At 64.0% G+C, this 15,205-nt stretch carries 9 protein-coding genes; 1 reads left to right on the top strand and 8 read right to left on the bottom strand.

Annotated elements, in window-relative coordinates; all coding sequences use genetic code 11:
* Window positions 1-34 precede the first annotated feature (34 nt).
* A complete protein-coding gene (locus M5C01_RS15900) occupies window positions 35-5,647 on the top strand; it encodes a membrane-targeted effector domain-containing toxin (RefSeq protein WP_152739567.1) in 5,613 nt (1,870 codons plus the stop codon).
* Window position 5,648: 1 nt separating this feature from the next.
* On the opposite strand, the gene M5C01_RS15905 is transcribed toward M5C01_RS15900, so the two are convergent.
* The 8 genes from M5C01_RS15905 to M5C01_RS15940 all read right to left on the bottom strand — a co-directional run bounded on the left by M5C01_RS15905 (window position 5,649) and on the right by M5C01_RS15940 (window position 15,193).
* Window positions 5,649-6,368: a response regulator transcription factor gene (locus tag M5C01_RS15905; RefSeq protein ID WP_178129853.1), complete on the bottom strand. Its 720-nt coding sequence runs from the start codon at window positions 6,366-6,368 to the stop codon at window positions 5,649-5,651.
* Between the two features lie 120 nt (window positions 6,369-6,488).
* Window positions 6,489-7,121 carry a TetR family transcriptional regulator C-terminal domain-containing protein gene (locus tag M5C01_RS15910; RefSeq protein WP_100943607.1) on the bottom strand — a complete coding sequence of 211 codons (633 nt, stop codon included), beginning with the start codon at window positions 7,119-7,121 and terminating at the stop codon, window positions 6,489-6,491.
* Between the two features lie 39 nt (window positions 7,122-7,160).
* Window positions 7,161-7,862, bottom strand: coding sequence for an NAD(P)H-dependent oxidoreductase (locus M5C01_RS15915; RefSeq protein WP_103498731.1), 702 nt, complete (start codon window positions 7,860-7,862; stop codon window positions 7,161-7,163).
* Between the two features lie 158 nt (window positions 7,863-8,020).
* A complete protein-coding gene (locus M5C01_RS15920) occupies window positions 8,021-9,652 on the bottom strand; it encodes an ABC transporter ATP-binding protein (RefSeq protein WP_152739569.1) in 1,632 nt (543 codons plus the stop codon).
* On the bottom strand, window positions 9,646-10,476 hold the full coding sequence (locus tag M5C01_RS15925) for an ABC transporter permease (RefSeq protein WP_152739570.1): 831 nt from the start codon (window positions 10,474-10,476) through the stop codon (window positions 9,646-9,648). The genes M5C01_RS15920 and M5C01_RS15925 overlap by 7 nt, the downstream gene beginning before the upstream one ends.
* A gap of 3 nt (window positions 10,477-10,479) precedes the next feature.
* Window positions 10,480-11,439: an ABC transporter permease gene (locus tag M5C01_RS15930; RefSeq protein WP_103498734.1), complete on the bottom strand. Its 960-nt coding sequence runs from the start codon at window positions 11,437-11,439 to the stop codon at window positions 10,480-10,482.
* 14 nt (window positions 11,440-11,453) lie between these two features.
* On the bottom strand, window positions 11,454-13,055 hold the full coding sequence (locus M5C01_RS15935; protein WP_152739571.1) for an ABC transporter substrate-binding protein: 1,602 nt from the start codon (window positions 13,053-13,055) through the stop codon (window positions 11,454-11,456).
* 50 nt (window positions 13,056-13,105) lie between these two features.
* Complete coding sequence (locus M5C01_RS15940) at window positions 13,106-15,193, bottom strand: acetate--CoA ligase family protein (RefSeq protein WP_152739572.1); 2,088 nt, start codon at window positions 15,191-15,193, stop codon at window positions 13,106-13,108.
* Window positions 15,194-15,205 lie beyond the last annotated feature (12 nt).

Consider the following 15,205-nt stretch of genomic DNA (forward strand, 5'->3'; position numbering starts at 1 on the left):
TAACGGCCATCACGCAACGACAAGGATGCTCAGCATGACCCCTCTGATCACTTCGGCCGATCCCCCCGCAAGCGCCCCCGCCTCGGTTTCACTGGAACAGGCCATCAGGCATTTTCTCAGCGACCTGCCCGCCGAGACCGCCCGCCGCATTCGCCTGGTCAGCGGTATCGACAGCCCCGCCTTGCGCGCCGTCTACGCCGAATCCCGACAGGTGCCGGCGCTGCTGCTCGACGCCCGCGTGCGCTTCGAGCTGGAGCAGGAGATACAGGACTTCATCGACGGGCTGAGCCATGACGCTGCCCCAGCATCCGGGGTGAAGGCCCTGTACTGGCAGTTGCAACTGCTCGGCCTGGAGCTGATCTGGCCAACGACAAGTGTGCTGCAGATATACGATCCCGCCGGTGATTCGACAGCTGCCGAGTACGGCCCCGACCTGTCGTCCGGCCTGCCGAGGGTGCGGGTCAGCCGGGCGCAGGTGCTCGATGGCACGCTGTGGAGCAGCGTTCTGCAAACCATGAGCACGGCACAGAAGACCGAATGGCTGGGCACACGATGCTTAACCCTCGATGCCCAGTTATGGGAGCTCAAGCGCAGGGCTGTCCGTCTACTGTCCTCTCGCCGCAAGGACCTGTTCGACAACCTCCTGGCCTTCAGGCAGCAATCCCGTGATCCGCTGGTGAATCTGCTGCGAACCCGAATCCCCCTGCTCTCCCAGGCGGCGGCCCATGAACTGCTCGCCAACTCGACCGAGCATGAGCTGCAGTCGATGCAACTGTCCGAGGGCGAACTGAGCGAGCGTCAACTGCTCGACGCCCACTGGTATCTACAGGAGGAACGCCTGAGCCAGGCCTATGAAGGGCTCTTTCTGCAAAGCCGGCAGCACAACGACGATACTCAGCGGCTGATGCTCTACACCCTGGCCACCTTGCCGAACTGGCCGTCGAGCGGTGTGCGCCTGGAACTGCGCGAGCAGACGCCGGACGGCACCTTGCTGACCAGCATCGGTGACCTGCAGGCCCAACAGGTCCACACCCTCCTGCGCCGTCATGGCCGCTTCACCCTGAATGCCCTGCAAGAACCACAGCCCGACCTGCCCGCGGTCCTGGCGACCCTGCCCGATAGCCTGCGCAACCCGCTCGGTCTGACGGACCACGAGGCCATCCTGCGCCTGCTGCGCCAACACCCTCCTCTTTCACGCGCCCATCTACGCGCCTTGCTGGAGCTTTCCCCCATGGAACCATCGCAGCGTCTTTCCAACGGCAACGGCTACCTGAAGGACTCCCCCACCGGCTTCGCCGCCCCCGACCAACTGGCCCAGAGCCAGCGGGAAGCCTTCGATGCCCTGGCCGCCACCAATGAGCGAACCCTGTTGCTCGCGCGCCAACAGCCTAATTTCCACTGGTTCGCCGCCCTGCTCCTGGCCCGGCAACTGGCACGTGACTTCCCCCAGGCGGCCTCGAGGGATCCCGATGCGATCTTCCTCAACACCTATGAGGAAACCCTGTACTGGCCCCTGTCGGACACCGACGAGCGCGGCGAGCTGGTCCGTTATCGCGCTGTCAGGCAGTCGCATACGCTGACGGAGGTGTTTACCCGGCACCTGGCCGGCAATGACCAGACGTTCGACCCGGCCACGAGCGGCTTCTACGCCAACGCCACCGATGCCTACGACGAACAGCAACTGAGCGGCCTGGACATCGGGCGCTTCGGAAAAACCCTGGAGGATGCGGGCCTTGGCTTCGACACGCGCTTCAGCGAAAACGTCGACAGTTTCTGGGCCAGCGCCGCGCCACTGCTACGGGAAAACCTGCAGACCCAGATTCGCCTGGAAGCGCAGTTGCGCGAACTGGATCTGAACCTGGACAAAAGCAACCGTGAGGACCTGGAGCGGGTCCTGGACCACCCCACCCATGAACAACGCCTGAAAAAATTCCCCCTGGGCGGGCCAGTCCACGTCTACCGGATCGCCCTGCAACCGCACGACCTGATTCTGGAGGGCTGCCTGGTCATCACCCGTAGTCCCGACGAGGACACTTACAAACTGCCGGCGTTGCTCTATCAGATCGGCCGTGGCCTGGAGCCGTTCGCTTCGTTGCAGGCACTGAGGACGAACCTGGTCCGGCGCCTCGATGATGCGGTCGAGCGCGAATCGCTGCTCGATCTGCTGCCGCAGCGACAGCGCACCTGGAGCCCCGCGAACGCACCCGATCGCAGTGCACCCTTCAGCTACCGACTCGAAGAAGGCGACCCCTTCCAACTCCTGGTGGACGGATTGCTCGCCAAGCAAAAAGCTGACTTCACCGATGCCTGGCGCTTCGCCAGAGGTGCTCCGGGCCTGCACAATGACGTCGCCGAGTTCGCCCGGCAACTGGATGGGTCGATCAGCCTGGCCAGGCTGCTGGATATCGTCCCGGTCCTCAGGCGACGCAATCGCGACCTGATGTTCAGCGACCTGTTGAGCCGAATCAACAGCATCAGCCCGGACGAACAGGCCCAGCTCGCCACCTTGTGGCGACCGACCCTGGAAGACAACCCGGTGCCCGCCTCGCTCAGCGACCTGCCGGCCCTCAAGGCCTACGCGGCCGGTCTGCTCGAGACCCATCTGCAACAGCACTATCCCCAGGTCATGGCCGACCCTGACAACATCGTCGTGCATGTCACTCGCATCACCCACCACCTGAGCCCGGCCTGGCAAAGCCAGCCGCCGATCGATCGGCTACGCCCTCCCCGTACGCTGTCGTTGACGGCCCTGGCACTGGAAAACATCAAGGGCGTGCGCCTGGGCGAAACGGTCAGTTTCAAGGCCCAGATCAACAACCCGAACGGGTCCACACTCAGCCTGTCGGACAAGCAGGTACAGGCTATCGTCAGTGCCGTGGACGCGCCTGGCCAGTACAAGACGTTGCTCGAACAGAAACTGCTCGGCCCGGGCCAGGCGGCGTTACGCGCGACCTGGCTCGAAGGGCAACGGGCACGGATGAAGCTGCAGGCCTATGTCGCACGTCTGAGCGGAGATTTTCTCGATCCCAAGGACAGCGCCCTGGAGCGTGGCTACCGGCGTATCGAACACCTGCTCAAATACCCGTCGGCACAGCGCCGCCCGCTGCTGGACGGCTACAAGGTCCAGGCCAACTACCTGATGCTCGGCGGCACGGAGCAGGCACACAACGGCATGAGTATCGATGAGGTGCTGGTCATCAGCACCGACGCCCCCGCCGACAGCCTGCTGCTCTACACCCCGCAAGGCCCCGATGGCAAAGCCTGGCGCGAGCTGGCGGATGTCGCGGCGATCAAGGCCTTGCTGCGCCAGCAAGACTGGAAGGACTACTGCATCGCCCGGGCCGCCCGCAACGAACAGTGGGATCCGGCCCGGTTGTTCACGCGGCAATTCCCGCTGGTCCGTTACCTTCCCATCGAAGGCGACCTGTTCAGCACGCTGTACGAGGCCAGGGCCAAGCATCTGATCCACAGCGTGGAATACTTCGCGGCCAGCAACCAACGGGTGGGCCGTGACACCCTCTGGTACTGGATCAATGTGGGATCGCGCTTCGCCCTGGAGTTCGTCCTCGGCGGCGCCTCCTTGCATCTCAGCCTGCCGGTCTACCTGTTGCGTGGCCTGTACGGCCTGGCCAACTTCGGCCAGGCACTTGCCCTGGGTCATCATCAGGAAGCCGAGGAGGCGCTGATCCAGACGCTCCTTGACGCCGCGGCGCCCTTCCCGCTGCAACTGATCAAACCCGCGTTGCGGCAGATACGGCCGCTTCCCGGCGAGAAGGTTTCCCGCCTGGTCAAGACCAGCCGGGTCAGCCTGGACGGCAGCCGGCAATCGCTGCTGACCGCGGAGCCTTCGACGGCGTCATCCCTCAGGTCCCTGGCCGCGGACCTCAAGGACTATGAAATCCGTACACCGCTGGAGCTGAACTATATGCGTGACGGACTGTTCGTCGACCGCACGGCACGCATGGACCAGTACGTGAAACTGGAGGGCAAGTGGTACCGCACCGGCTCCCGGGACGGCAAGCGCTACGTGCTCAAGGAACACCAATGGGCGGAAGACATCGAGCTCATAAAGGTTGGCAGCCATTGGCAGGCCTTGCCCAGGAATCGCCTGTTGGGCGGCGCACCCGAGAAGGTCGGTGCCGCACGTTATGAAATCCCGGCCACCTACCGGAACACGCTCGAGGAGCTGATTCGCACCACCAGCAGAGCCCTTGATCCCGCTTGGGTCTCTCCGGCTCCTTCCGCACTGGAGCGCCAGGCCGCCCCTCACGTGTACTCACTCTCAAAACGGATGCTTGAAGACGCCCGAAGTTTCTTCGTCGAAAACCCGCCCCCCGTGGCCAAGACACTGGCGCCCGACCTGCTGGACGCCGCGCTGGCGACACAACTGTTCGAACGTGGCTACCGGAACGGGAACGGTATTGTCCTCGGCGCAGCCTACCAGTCAAGGAGCGGCCGCCAGCTCCTGATCGACAACATGCAGTCGCTTGCTACGGAACACCAGGTCAAGACCCTGTACCTGGAAAACCTCCTGACGGACTTCGATCAGGTTCACCTCAACAACTTTCATCGTAGCGGCGTCATGTCCCAACGCCTGAGGGACACCCTGAGACGGCAAGATATCGAACATCACATCGACCCGAACGGCCCCCATTCCTTGCGTGAACTGATTAACAGCGCACATGCCAACGGCATTCGCGTCCAGGCGATCGACTGCGCCGCCAGTTACCGCCAGGGCCTGCGCAACTACAGCCCGGATCGGGCCAGGGCCCTGAAGTACTATGCCCGCCAAGTGATCAATGCGGACCAACTGCAGCAAGGCCCGCATCGCTGGATTGCCCTGAGCCAGGATTCACATGCCAGCGGCGTAAACGGCGAGACGGGCCTGGCCGACCTGTTGGGGGCGGCCAACCTGCGGACCGTCGATGTCGGCGGACAACCCTTGCCGTTGCGCGTCCTGCGTGATCCGGGAGAGTTCACCCAGGGCCAATATGCACGTGATATTCAGTTCGTCCAAGCCGATGCGAAGCTGGAAGTGAACGTGGCGCCCCAAGCGTTGCCACAAATCAGCAAACCTCACAGGGGGCTGCTGGTCAAGCAAGGGGATTTCCTGATCGAACAAAGCGGCGATCAGTACACGCTCGTCTACCGGCCGGTCGATCCCCTGCACCCTGGCCGCCAGTTGATCACGACGGAACAGCCGGTGACACGGAGTCGGCCTGCCGGCAGCTCACACGATGTATTTCATCTCGAGGCCCCTATAAACCTCAACATCCGAGGAATCAAATACAGAAGCATCGACGACCTGATATGGGGACTCAGGCAAGGCAATATGAGGCAGGTGGTCGAGCTCAACAGCGTCACCTACCTGCGCCAGCCCAGGCTCGACACCCATCCGCAGCTCAGTCGCGCGGGTATGTTCACGGTCGAAACGTCCCCGCAAGGACCTGTACTGATCAATCGCTCCAAGGATCGATCCCTGGTCACGACGGTCATCCGAACCGACAGGGGCACCGGCAAGTTCTATATCGTTCATCCGCGCTGGGGATTCAACGAGGCGCGGCTGTTCGCCAGCATCGACGAACTGACCCAGGCACTGGTCCATGAGGTGGGGCTGACGCGTCTGGTCGAATCCACCAGTGTCTGATTCAAGCAGCCCTTGAGGTCCGGGCGGTAAACAGGTAGCCCGCCCCATGGATGGTCATGATCAGTTCCGGCGCGGCCGGGTTGTCATGGAGCTTGCGCCGCAGGCGCCCGACCAGGACATCGATGGAGCGGTCGCTGGGCAGCCATTCACGGTTGCGCAGTTGCTCCATCAACTGGTCGCGGCTCAGCGTGTGACCGCTGTTGCGCATAAACACGTTGAGCAACTGGAACTCGCCATGGCTGAGCAGGGTTTCACGGCCGTCGCAGGCTTTCAGGCGACGGCGGTCGGCGTCCAGGGTCCAGTCGGCGAAATGTTCGAGGCGCGGGCTGGGCAGCGTTGGCGTGGCCGGTTGCAGGTGACACACCCGGCGCGTCAGGTTGCGGGCGCGGGAAACCAGCTCGCGGGGATTCAGGGGCGTATTCAGGTAATCGTCGGCACCACATTCCAGGGCGGTGATCCGCTCGGCATCGTCGTCGCGCCCACCGATCAGGATGATCCCGACCTCAGAGCGCCCACGCCATTGGCGGGTCAGGTGCAGGCTGTCCGAACCCGGCAACTGCACATCAAGCAAGACCAGCGCCACCGGGAAGCGGCTCAGACAGGCCTCGGCCTGCTCAGCGGACTCGACGCAATGGACTTCATACCCATCCTGGGTCAGACACGCCTCCAGCTGTTCACGGATCAGCGGATCGTCCTCGACGATCAGCACGCGCGGCATCACCTTCATTACCTGGCTCCTGTTCGTGCCGCGAGCGGCCGATTCTTGGAATTATGCGAAGCGGTAGGAATTTGCGATGCACTGTAGCGCTAACTGAACAGTTGATCAACAAGCCATGAAAGCCTAGGAGATGAAACGTCGGTAGCCGCCCATTTGCAGGCCATCGACCCAGGCTTCGCAGATCTGTACGCCCTGGGCCGGGGTGAAGGTGCTGGGGTTGAGCCCGCATTCCAACCACAAGCCATCGAGCAAGGCACTCAGGCCGATGGCCGCCAGGCCGCTGTCGAAACCGCTCCAGCCTTCCTCTTCGGCCAGCAGGGTCAGGGCCTTGCCCATGATGGTCCGGTACTCGCCATAGGAATGATCGTGGGCGCGGTTGATCGCCTCGGCGGTTTTCACCGCGCCCCAGAACGCCAGCCAGGCTTCGAGCAGTTCGGGGTCGAGCATGCCTTCGGAAAACGACGCCTCGAAAAACGCCGACAGGTGCCGGCGGGCACCGCTGCCCGCCTTCGCCACCGACTCGCGCAACAGGCTCATGACCTGCCCGGTGATATGCAGGTAGGCATCGGCCACCAGTTCGTCCTTGCCGCTGTAGTGATGGCTGATCAAGCCCACCGACACCCCGGCCTCGGCGCAGATCTTGCGGATCGAGGTGCCGACAAAGCCGTACTTCTTCAGGCAGCGCAAGGTCGCGGCGACCAGATTGGCCTTGCGCAACTCAGGGTCCATACGCAGAAAACGCGTTTCCTCGGCCATAGTGCTCCTGCCCTCTTCAACGTCGATGGCTGACTGCGGTCAGCGGATGGGATACAGCGCCTCGTCGAACTGTGACAAGCGCGGAAAGACCAGGGGACTGTCCTGTTCGAGATTTTCCAGGCGCTCATGGTAACCGACCAGGAATTGCCCGCGGGCCTCGGCACTGATATAGGGCACGTGCCAGGCCACGAAGGGTGGCAGCACGTCGAGACCGACATAGGCCAGGGTGCCGCGCAGGAGTGGACGCAGCATGTCTTCCAATGGACCGTGGATCGCGCCTTCGCCGAACATGTGCTCGCGGCCGCCGAGGGTGACGGTGACCAGCGCCTTCTTGCCCGCCAGGCCGCCCTGGTCGTAGAAACGCTTGCCGCCGTAGCAAACGCCGGACACCAGCACACGGTCGATCCAGCCCTTGAGGATGGCCGGCACGGAGAACCAGTAGATCGGGAAGTTGAGGATCAGCAGGTCGGCCCAGAGCAGTTTGTCGAGTTCTTCCTGGATGTCCGGTGCCAGGCTTTGGGTCTTGACGCCGAGGCGTTGTTCCAGGGCGTAGACCAGGTAGTCGGGGTTGTCCCGGGCGGAAAAGTCCTCGGCGCTGGCCACCGGGTTCCAGCGCATGGCGTAGAGGTCGGAAACCTGGACGCTGTGGCCTTGGGCTTGCAGGGTCTCGACGGCCTGGTCACGTAGTGCGGCAGTGAAGGATTGTGGTTCGGGGTGGGCGTGGATGATCAGTACGTTCATCAAGGGTCCTTATGGTGATTTTGAAACTGTCACAAATAACCTGTGGCAGGGCTTGTGTGGGAGCAGAGCTTGCTCGCGAAGGCGGCCTCAAGGACGCCAAAAGCTTCGCGGGCAAGCTCCGCTCCCACAGGTCCGTAGCGTCCAAAAAATATATCCGGTCAGGCGCTGGCCCGTTGCTGGAGAATCCGGTCCAACCAATCCGGGTCCATCTCCGGCTCCGAGGAAAACAGCAGGCCGGTGTAGTCGCGGTGTGGCGGCGTGAAGATCACGTCCCGCGAGCCGGCGTCGACCACCTTCCCGCGCTGCATCACCACCACTTCATCGGCAATCGCCCGCACCGTCGCCACATCATGGGTGATAAACAGGTAGGACACGCCCAACTGCCGCTGCACCCGATCCAGCAACTTGAGGATGCCCTCGGCCACCAATTGGTCCAACGCCGAAGTCACCTCATCGCAAATGATCACCTGCGGCTCCGCAGCCAGGGCACGGGCGATACAGACCCGCTGCTTCTGCCCGCCGGACAGCTCCGACGGCAGCCGCTCCATGAACTTTCCCGGGTCGAGCTCGATCATCTCCAGCAACTCGGCCACCCGCTGGCGCAGGGCCTTGCCCTTGAGCCCCAGGTAGAACGCCAGCGGCCGACCGATAATGTCGACGATGCGCTGACGCGGATTGAGGGCCGTGTCGGGGATCTGGTAGATCATCTGGATACTGCGCAATTGCGCCTTGCTACGGTGGCGATAATCAGCCGGCAACACTTCACCGTCGAACAACACCTGCCCGCTGCTCGGTTGCAACAGGCCGGTAATCAGCCGTGCCGTGGTGCTCTTGCCGCTGCCCGACTCTCCGATCACCGCCAGGGTCTGGCCCCGATAGAGACGCATCGAGACATCGTGCAGCACCGGCTGCTGGCTGTAGCTGGCCGAGGCATTGCGCACTTCGAGCAAAGGCCCGCCCTGCTCCGGCCGGCCCTTGGGCTCGGTGCGGAAACAACGCACCGCCCACAGCGACTTGGTGTAGTCCTCGGTCGGCGCCTGGAGCATTTGCCGGGTCGCCGCCTCTTCCACCAACTTGCCATGGCGCAACACCATGATCCGGTCGGCCATCTGCGAGACCACCGCCAGGTCGTGGGTGATGTAAATCGCCGCCATGCCGAAGCGCTTCACCGCATCGCGAATCGCCGCCAGCACTTCGATCTGGGTGGTGACGTCGAGGGCCGTGGTCGGCTCGTCGAAGATGATCAGGTCCGGCTGGCAGGCCATGGCCATGGCGGTCATCGCCCGTTGCAACTGACCGCCGGAGACCTGGTGCGGATAACGCCGGCCGATGCTTTCCGGGTTCGGCAGGCGCAACACCCGGTACAGTTCCACCGCCTGGGCCTCGGCCTCGGTGCGCTTCATCCCGCCATTGATCACCGCGGTTTCCACATGCTGGTCGATCAGCCGTTGCGCCGGGTTGAACGAGGCCGCCGCGCTCTGCGCCACATAGGCGATGCGCAGGCCACGCAGTTTACGCAGGGCCTCGGCGGAACACTGGCGCAGGTCCTGGCCGTCGAAATGAATCGAGCCGCCGGTGATCCGGCAACCGTCGCGGGTGTAGCCCATGGCGGCCAGGCCCAGGGTCGACTTACCCGCACCGGATTCACCGATCAGGCCCAGCACTTCGCCCCGGGCCAGGCTCAGGTCGATGCCCTGCACCAATGGATGCCAGGCATCGTCGTAGTGCCCTTCGATATGCAGGTCGCGGATCTGCAACAAACTCGGGTTCGCTTCGTTCATGCTCAACATTCCTTCAGCCCGCTGGAGCGATAGAGCATCCAGTCGACGACAAAATTGACCCCTACCGTGAGCAACGCCACCGCCAGTGCCGGGAGCAAGGGCGTGAGGTCGCCGAAGGTGATCAGCACCGCGTTGTCGCGCACCATGCTGCCCCAGTCGGCGGTCGGCGGCTGGATGCCCAGGCCGAGAAACGACAGCGCACTGATAAACAGGAAGACGAAGCAGAAGCGCAGGCCGAACTCGGCGATCAGCGGCGCCGCGGCGTTGGGCAGGATCTCCCGGGTCACCAGCCAGAGCGTGCCCTCGCCCCGCAGCCGGGCCGCCTCGACAAAGTCCTGGACCACCACGTTCATCGCCACCGCCCGCGCCAGGCGGAATACCCGGGTCGAATCCAGCAGCGCGATCACCAGCACCAGCGAGGTCGCGGTGGTGCCCACCACGCTGAGGATCAGCAAGGCGAAGATCAGTTGCGGAATCGCCATAAGGATATCCACCAGCCGCGACAGGCCCATGTCGACCCAACCGCCCTTGAGCGCCGCGATCAGGCCGGCCAGGCCGCCCACCAGGAACGCCAGCGCGGTGGTGAGAAAAGCAATGCCCACGGTATTGCGCGCGCCATAGAGCAGGCGGCTGAGCATGTCGCGCCCGAGGTTGTCGGTGCCCAGCGGGAACTGCGCGCCCCAGGCGGCGAAGCCATCGCCGACCACCTGGGTTTCTCCATAAGGCGCCAGGTGCGGGGCCAATAGCGCCACCGCGACATACAGGACAATCACGCAGAACCCGAATTTCGCACTCCAGGGCGCGAGGATCAGATCTTTGAACACGGATTTCATGGGCTACCCCTTCGGATGCATCAGGCGTGGGTTGCTGGCGATGGACAGCACGTCGGCCAGGGTGTTGAGCACGATATAGGTCGCGGCGAAGATCAGGCTGCAGGCCTGGACCACCGGGATATCGCGCTTGGCCACCGAGTCCACCAGCAACTGCCCCAGCCCCGGATAGACGAACACCACTTCGACCACCACCACGCCCACCACCAGGTACGCCAGGTTCAGCGCGACCACGTTGACGATGGGGGCCAGGGCATTGGGCAAGGCATGGCGAAAGATGATCCGGCCCTGGCTGATACCCTTGAGCCGGGCCATTTCGATATAGGGGCTGGCCAGCAGGTTGATCAGCGCGGCGCGGGTCATGCGCATCATCTGCGCGACCACCACCAGGCTCAGGGTCGCTACCGGTAGCACCGAGCGCTCCAGGAGCATGCCGAAGGAGGCATCCGGCGGCAGGTTCGACAGGCTCGGCAACCAGCCCAGCTTGACCGAGAACAGCAGGATCAGCAGGTAGGCGACGAAGAACTCGGGGAACGACACCGCACTCAGGGCCACGCTATTGAGCAGCCGGTCGAACCACGAATTGCGGTACAGCGCGGCGAGCATCCCCAGCAACAGCGCCAGAGGCACCGACACCAGCGCCGCCAGGCCGGCCAGGCACAGGGTGTTGCCCAGGCGACCGCCGACCAGTTCGGCGATGGGCCGCTGGTTGGCCAGCGAAGTGCCCAGGTCGCCCCGCAGGAGATGCCCGACCCAATGCACGAAACGCCAGAATGGCGGTTGGTCCAGGCCCAGTTGGGTGCGGAACGCCGCCAGGGTCTCAGGGGTTGCCGACTGCCCGAGCATGGCCTGGGCGATATCCCCCGGCAGCAACCCCACCGCCAGGAAGATGATCACCGACACCGCGAACAACGACAGCAGCCCCAGCGCCAGGCGCTGGGAGAGCAGTTTCAGAATACTGTTCATCTCGCGCTCCCGCCTCAGGCCTGCCACCAGCGCTCGATCAACCGCAGGCCGTCCAGTTCGCCATAGGGTGCGGTGAGCCCGCCGTGGGCTACACGGGTCGAGCGCGCCGCCACGGAGCTGGCGAACAACGGGATGATCGCGCCGCAATCGTCACGGCAGATCGCCTGCATTTCGTTGTACATCTCGCGCCGCAACGGGTCGTTGAGTTCGCCCCGGGCCTGGTTGAGCAGGACGTTGAAGCGCGGGTTGTCCCAATGGGACTCGTTCCACGCCGCACCCTTGGCGTAACCGATGCTGAACATGCGGTCGGCGGTCAGGCTGCTGTACCAGAACGAGGTGGTGAATGGCTGTTTGTTCCAGACATTGGAGAAGAATCCGTCCGCCGGCTCGCGTACCACATCGATATCGATGCCGCCCGCCCTGGCCTGTTCCTTGAACAGCACCGACGCGTCCACCGCCCCGGAATACGCCGCATCGCTGGCTTGCAGACGGACCTTGAGCGAATCCACCCCGGCCTTGCGCAGGTAGAACCTAGCCTGGTCGGGGTCGTATTTGCGCTGTGGCAGTTGGGTATTGAGGAAGCGGCTGCCGGGCTGGATCGGATGGTCGTTGCCCACCGCGCCATAGCCCTTGAGCACCGAGGAGAGCAGCACTTCACGGTCGATACCGTGTTTCATCGCCATACGGATATCGTTGTTCTTGAACGCATCGCTGTCGCAGAGCATCGGGAAGGTGTACTGCTGGGCGCCCTTGGTTTCCTCGATGACCATGTTCGGGTTGCGCTTGAGCAGGCCGACGGTCTTCAAGTCGACCTTGTTGATCACATCGACCTGCCCGGTGATCAGTGCGTTGACCCGTGCCGCGCCGTCGGAGATGGCCAGCAGTTCCGCCGCGTCGAAATGCGCGCGACCGGTTTTCCAATAACCGGGGTTGCGCTCCAGGGCCATGCGCACGCCGGGCTCGAAGGACTTGAGGCGATAACCGCTGGTGCCGACGCCGGCGCGCCAGTCGGCCAGGCCGTCCTTGGCGGGCATGATCACCAGGTGATAGTCGGCGACCACATAGGGGAAGTCGGCATTGCCCGAATGCAGTTCGAAGGCCACGCTGTCGTTGCCGGCGGCGCGTACCGCGACCACTTCACCGAGCACGGTCTTGGCCGCGGAGGTGGATTTCTCACCGAGGTGATGCTGGATCGAGGCGATCACATCTTCGACGGCAAGAGGCTTGCCGTTGTGGAATTGCACCCCTTGGCGCAGTTTGAAGGTCCAGATCCTGGCATCCGGCGAGGACTCCCAGCTTTCGGCCAGCTCCGGGATGGCGGAACCGTCCACGGCGATTTCCACCAGGGTGTTGTAGATCGCCGAGAAGCCGACGAAGGTGAAGGTGTCGCTCCAGGAACCGGGATCATAGGAGTCGGAGGTGCTGCCGCCGGCCAGGCCCAGGCGCAGGGTTCCACCGGGTTTTGGCGTGGCGTCGGCGGCCCAGGCGCTGAGCGGGAAGCCCATGGAAGCGGCAGCGCCGGCCAGCCCGGCCACAGCGCCGAGCTTGAGGAAGCCGCGGCGCTCCAGTGAAAGGCCGTGGGAAAACTGAGGAATCTTGTTGTTATTATCGCTCATCGAATTGCCCCTGTTACGTTGCGGGAAAGGGTTCGTTTGCTGATGCGGTATTAGGCCAAACGGATCAACGCATCCACCGCCACCGTGCCCTCGGCGTTGACCAGCAGCGGATTCACATCCAGTTCCAGCAATGGCCCGGCGTTCTCGCAGGCGTAATCCGCCACCGCGCGAATCGCCTTGACCAGGTCCGGCATATCCACTGCGGGACCGCCGCGAAAACCGGTCAGCAGCGGTGCGCAACGCAAGCCCAGCAACGCCTGGTGAATGGCCTGGTCGGTGGTCGGCAGCAGCAGGCTGCAGCTGTCCTTGAGCAACTCCACCAGAATCCCCCCGGCGCCGATCACCAGCGCCAGGCCGAAACCGGCTTCGCGCTTGACGCCGACGATCAGTTCCGCCAACGGTGGCGCGGCCATGCGCTCCAGCAACACCTGATTGAAAGCGAGCTCCGGCGCATGTCGGGCCAGGTTGCCGCGCATGGTCTCGAGCGCCGCCTGCAACGCCACCTCGTCCTTGAGGTTAAGGGCGACACCACCGGCCTCGGTCTTGTGCGGCAAATCGGCACTGACCACCTTGAGCACCAGCGGGTAACCCAGGCTGCGGGCCTCGACCAACGCCTGCTCCGGCCGACACAACCGCCCCTCGGGCAACGGCAGGCCGAAGGGCCGCAGAGCCTGCTTGGACTGCCACTCATCCAGCAGCCGTCCGCTACCCAGCACAGCATCCGGGCATACCGGCAACAACGCCGCCTCACCGCCATTCAACAAGGCCTCGCGCCGCTGGCGGTAATGGGCGATCCGGCCCCAGGCCGCCAGCCCGTCTTCCACCCCTTGCAACGCCGGTACGCCGTGGGCGTGCAGACGTTCGCGGGCATGGGCCGGCAATAACTCGGGAAAGGCCGAGGCAACGAAACCGCTCTTGCCATGCCGCTCCAGGCACTCGCAATACAGCTCCAGCAGGAGATCGCATTCCTTGCGCTCGCCGGTAAACTGCGCCGGATAATCGAGCACCAGCAAGGCGGCATCGGACGGGGTACGCAAGGCCGTTTCGAGCATCTTTGCCAGGGCGTCACGGTCGCCCCAGATCGCCGTGGTGAAGTCCAGCGGATTGACCAGGTTGGCGTAGCTGGGCAACACCTGCGCCAGTTCGCCGCGCTGGTCTTCGTCCAGGGTGGGCAAAGTCAGGCCATTACGCTCGGCGTAGTCGGCGATCAGCCCCGCATCACCGCCGGAGCAGGCCAACCCGGTCAGGCTCGGACCCGCCGGCAAATGACCGCAGGCCGCCGCCTTGAGGGTTTCGACAAAACTCACCGGGCCACTGACCCGAATCACCCCGAGACGCGCGAACAGGCTGTCGTACAGCGCATCGGAACCGGCCAGGGAGCTGGTGTGACTGAGGGCCAGCTCGGCACCGATCTGCGACACCCCGGTTTTCAGGGCGATCACCGGAATACCTTTCTCCAGCGCCTTGTACGCCGCCCGGGCAAAACCCTGGACATTCTTCAACCCTTCCAGGTGCAGGCCGATGGCGGTGACCCGTGGCTCGTCGAGCAGCACGTCCATCAATTCGGCCACGCCCAACTGCGCCTGATTGCCCACCGAAGCCATATAGGCCAGGGGCAAGGAGCGGTCGCTCATGGACAGGTTGTAGGCGAAGTTGCCGCTCTGGGTCAGCACCGCCACGCCCTTCTCCACCGCCTTGCCGCCGTGGGCCACCGGCCACAGGGCAACATTGTGCAGATAGTCGAGCAAGCCATAACAGTTGGGCCCGAGCAGCGCCATCTCGCCCGCCGCCTGCAGCAATTGTTCCTGCAGGGCCTGCCCCGCTTCGCCGGTTTCGGCAAAGCCGGAGGCATAGCAGATCGCCCCGCCCGCGCCCTTGGCCGCCAGCTCGGCGACACAGGCCAGGGTCAGTTCGCGGTTGGTGGCGATAAACACCGCGTCCGGTCCACAGGGCAACTGCGCAACCGACGCCACGCAGGGAATTCCGTCGAGTTCGGCATGCTGCGGATTGACCAGCCACATCTGGCCCTGGAAACCGCCGTCGGCACAGCGCTTGAACGCCCGCGCCATGCTGCGCCCACCCACGAAGGCCAGGTGGCGCGGCGCGAGCAGGCGCTTGAGGTTGTCTCTGATGGACATAGTGTTCTCCTG

This window comes from Pseudomonas sp. MWU12-2319, from assembly GCF_023242525.1.
GTDB lineage: Bacteria > Pseudomonadota > Gammaproteobacteria > Pseudomonadales > Pseudomonadaceae > Aquipseudomonas > Aquipseudomonas gingeri_D.

What these genes read in the sequence shown, in the direction of transcription:
- M5C01_RS15900 (WP_152739567.1), top strand. Translation starts at nt 35, where the DNA reads ATGACCCCTCTGATCACTTCGGCCGATCCCCCCGCAAGCGCCCCCGCC.
- M5C01_RS15910 (WP_100943607.1), bottom strand. Translation starts at nt 7,121, where the DNA reads ATGGCCGAGGAAACGCGTTTTCTGCGTATGGACCCTGAGTTGCGCAAG.
- M5C01_RS15915 (WP_103498731.1), bottom strand. Translation starts at nt 7,862, where the DNA reads ATGAACGTACTGATCATCCACGCCCACCCCGAACCACAATCCTTCACT.
- M5C01_RS15920 (WP_152739569.1), bottom strand. Translation starts at nt 9,652, where the DNA reads ATGTTGAGCATGAACGAAGCGAACCCGAGTTTGTTGCAGATCCGCGAC.
- M5C01_RS15925 (WP_152739570.1), bottom strand. Translation starts at nt 10,476, where the DNA reads ATGAAATCCGTGTTCAAAGATCTGATCCTCGCGCCCTGGAGTGCGAAA.
- M5C01_RS15930 (WP_103498734.1), bottom strand. Translation starts at nt 11,439, where the DNA reads ATGAACAGTATTCTGAAACTGCTCTCCCAGCGCCTGGCGCTGGGGCTG.
- M5C01_RS15935 (WP_152739571.1), bottom strand. Translation starts at nt 13,055, where the DNA reads ATGAGCGATAATAACAACAAGATTCCTCAGTTTTCCCACGGCCTTTCA.
- M5C01_RS15940 (WP_152739572.1), bottom strand. Translation starts at nt 15,193, where the DNA reads ATGTCCATCAGAGACAACCTCAAGCGCCTGCTCGCGCCGCGCCACCTG.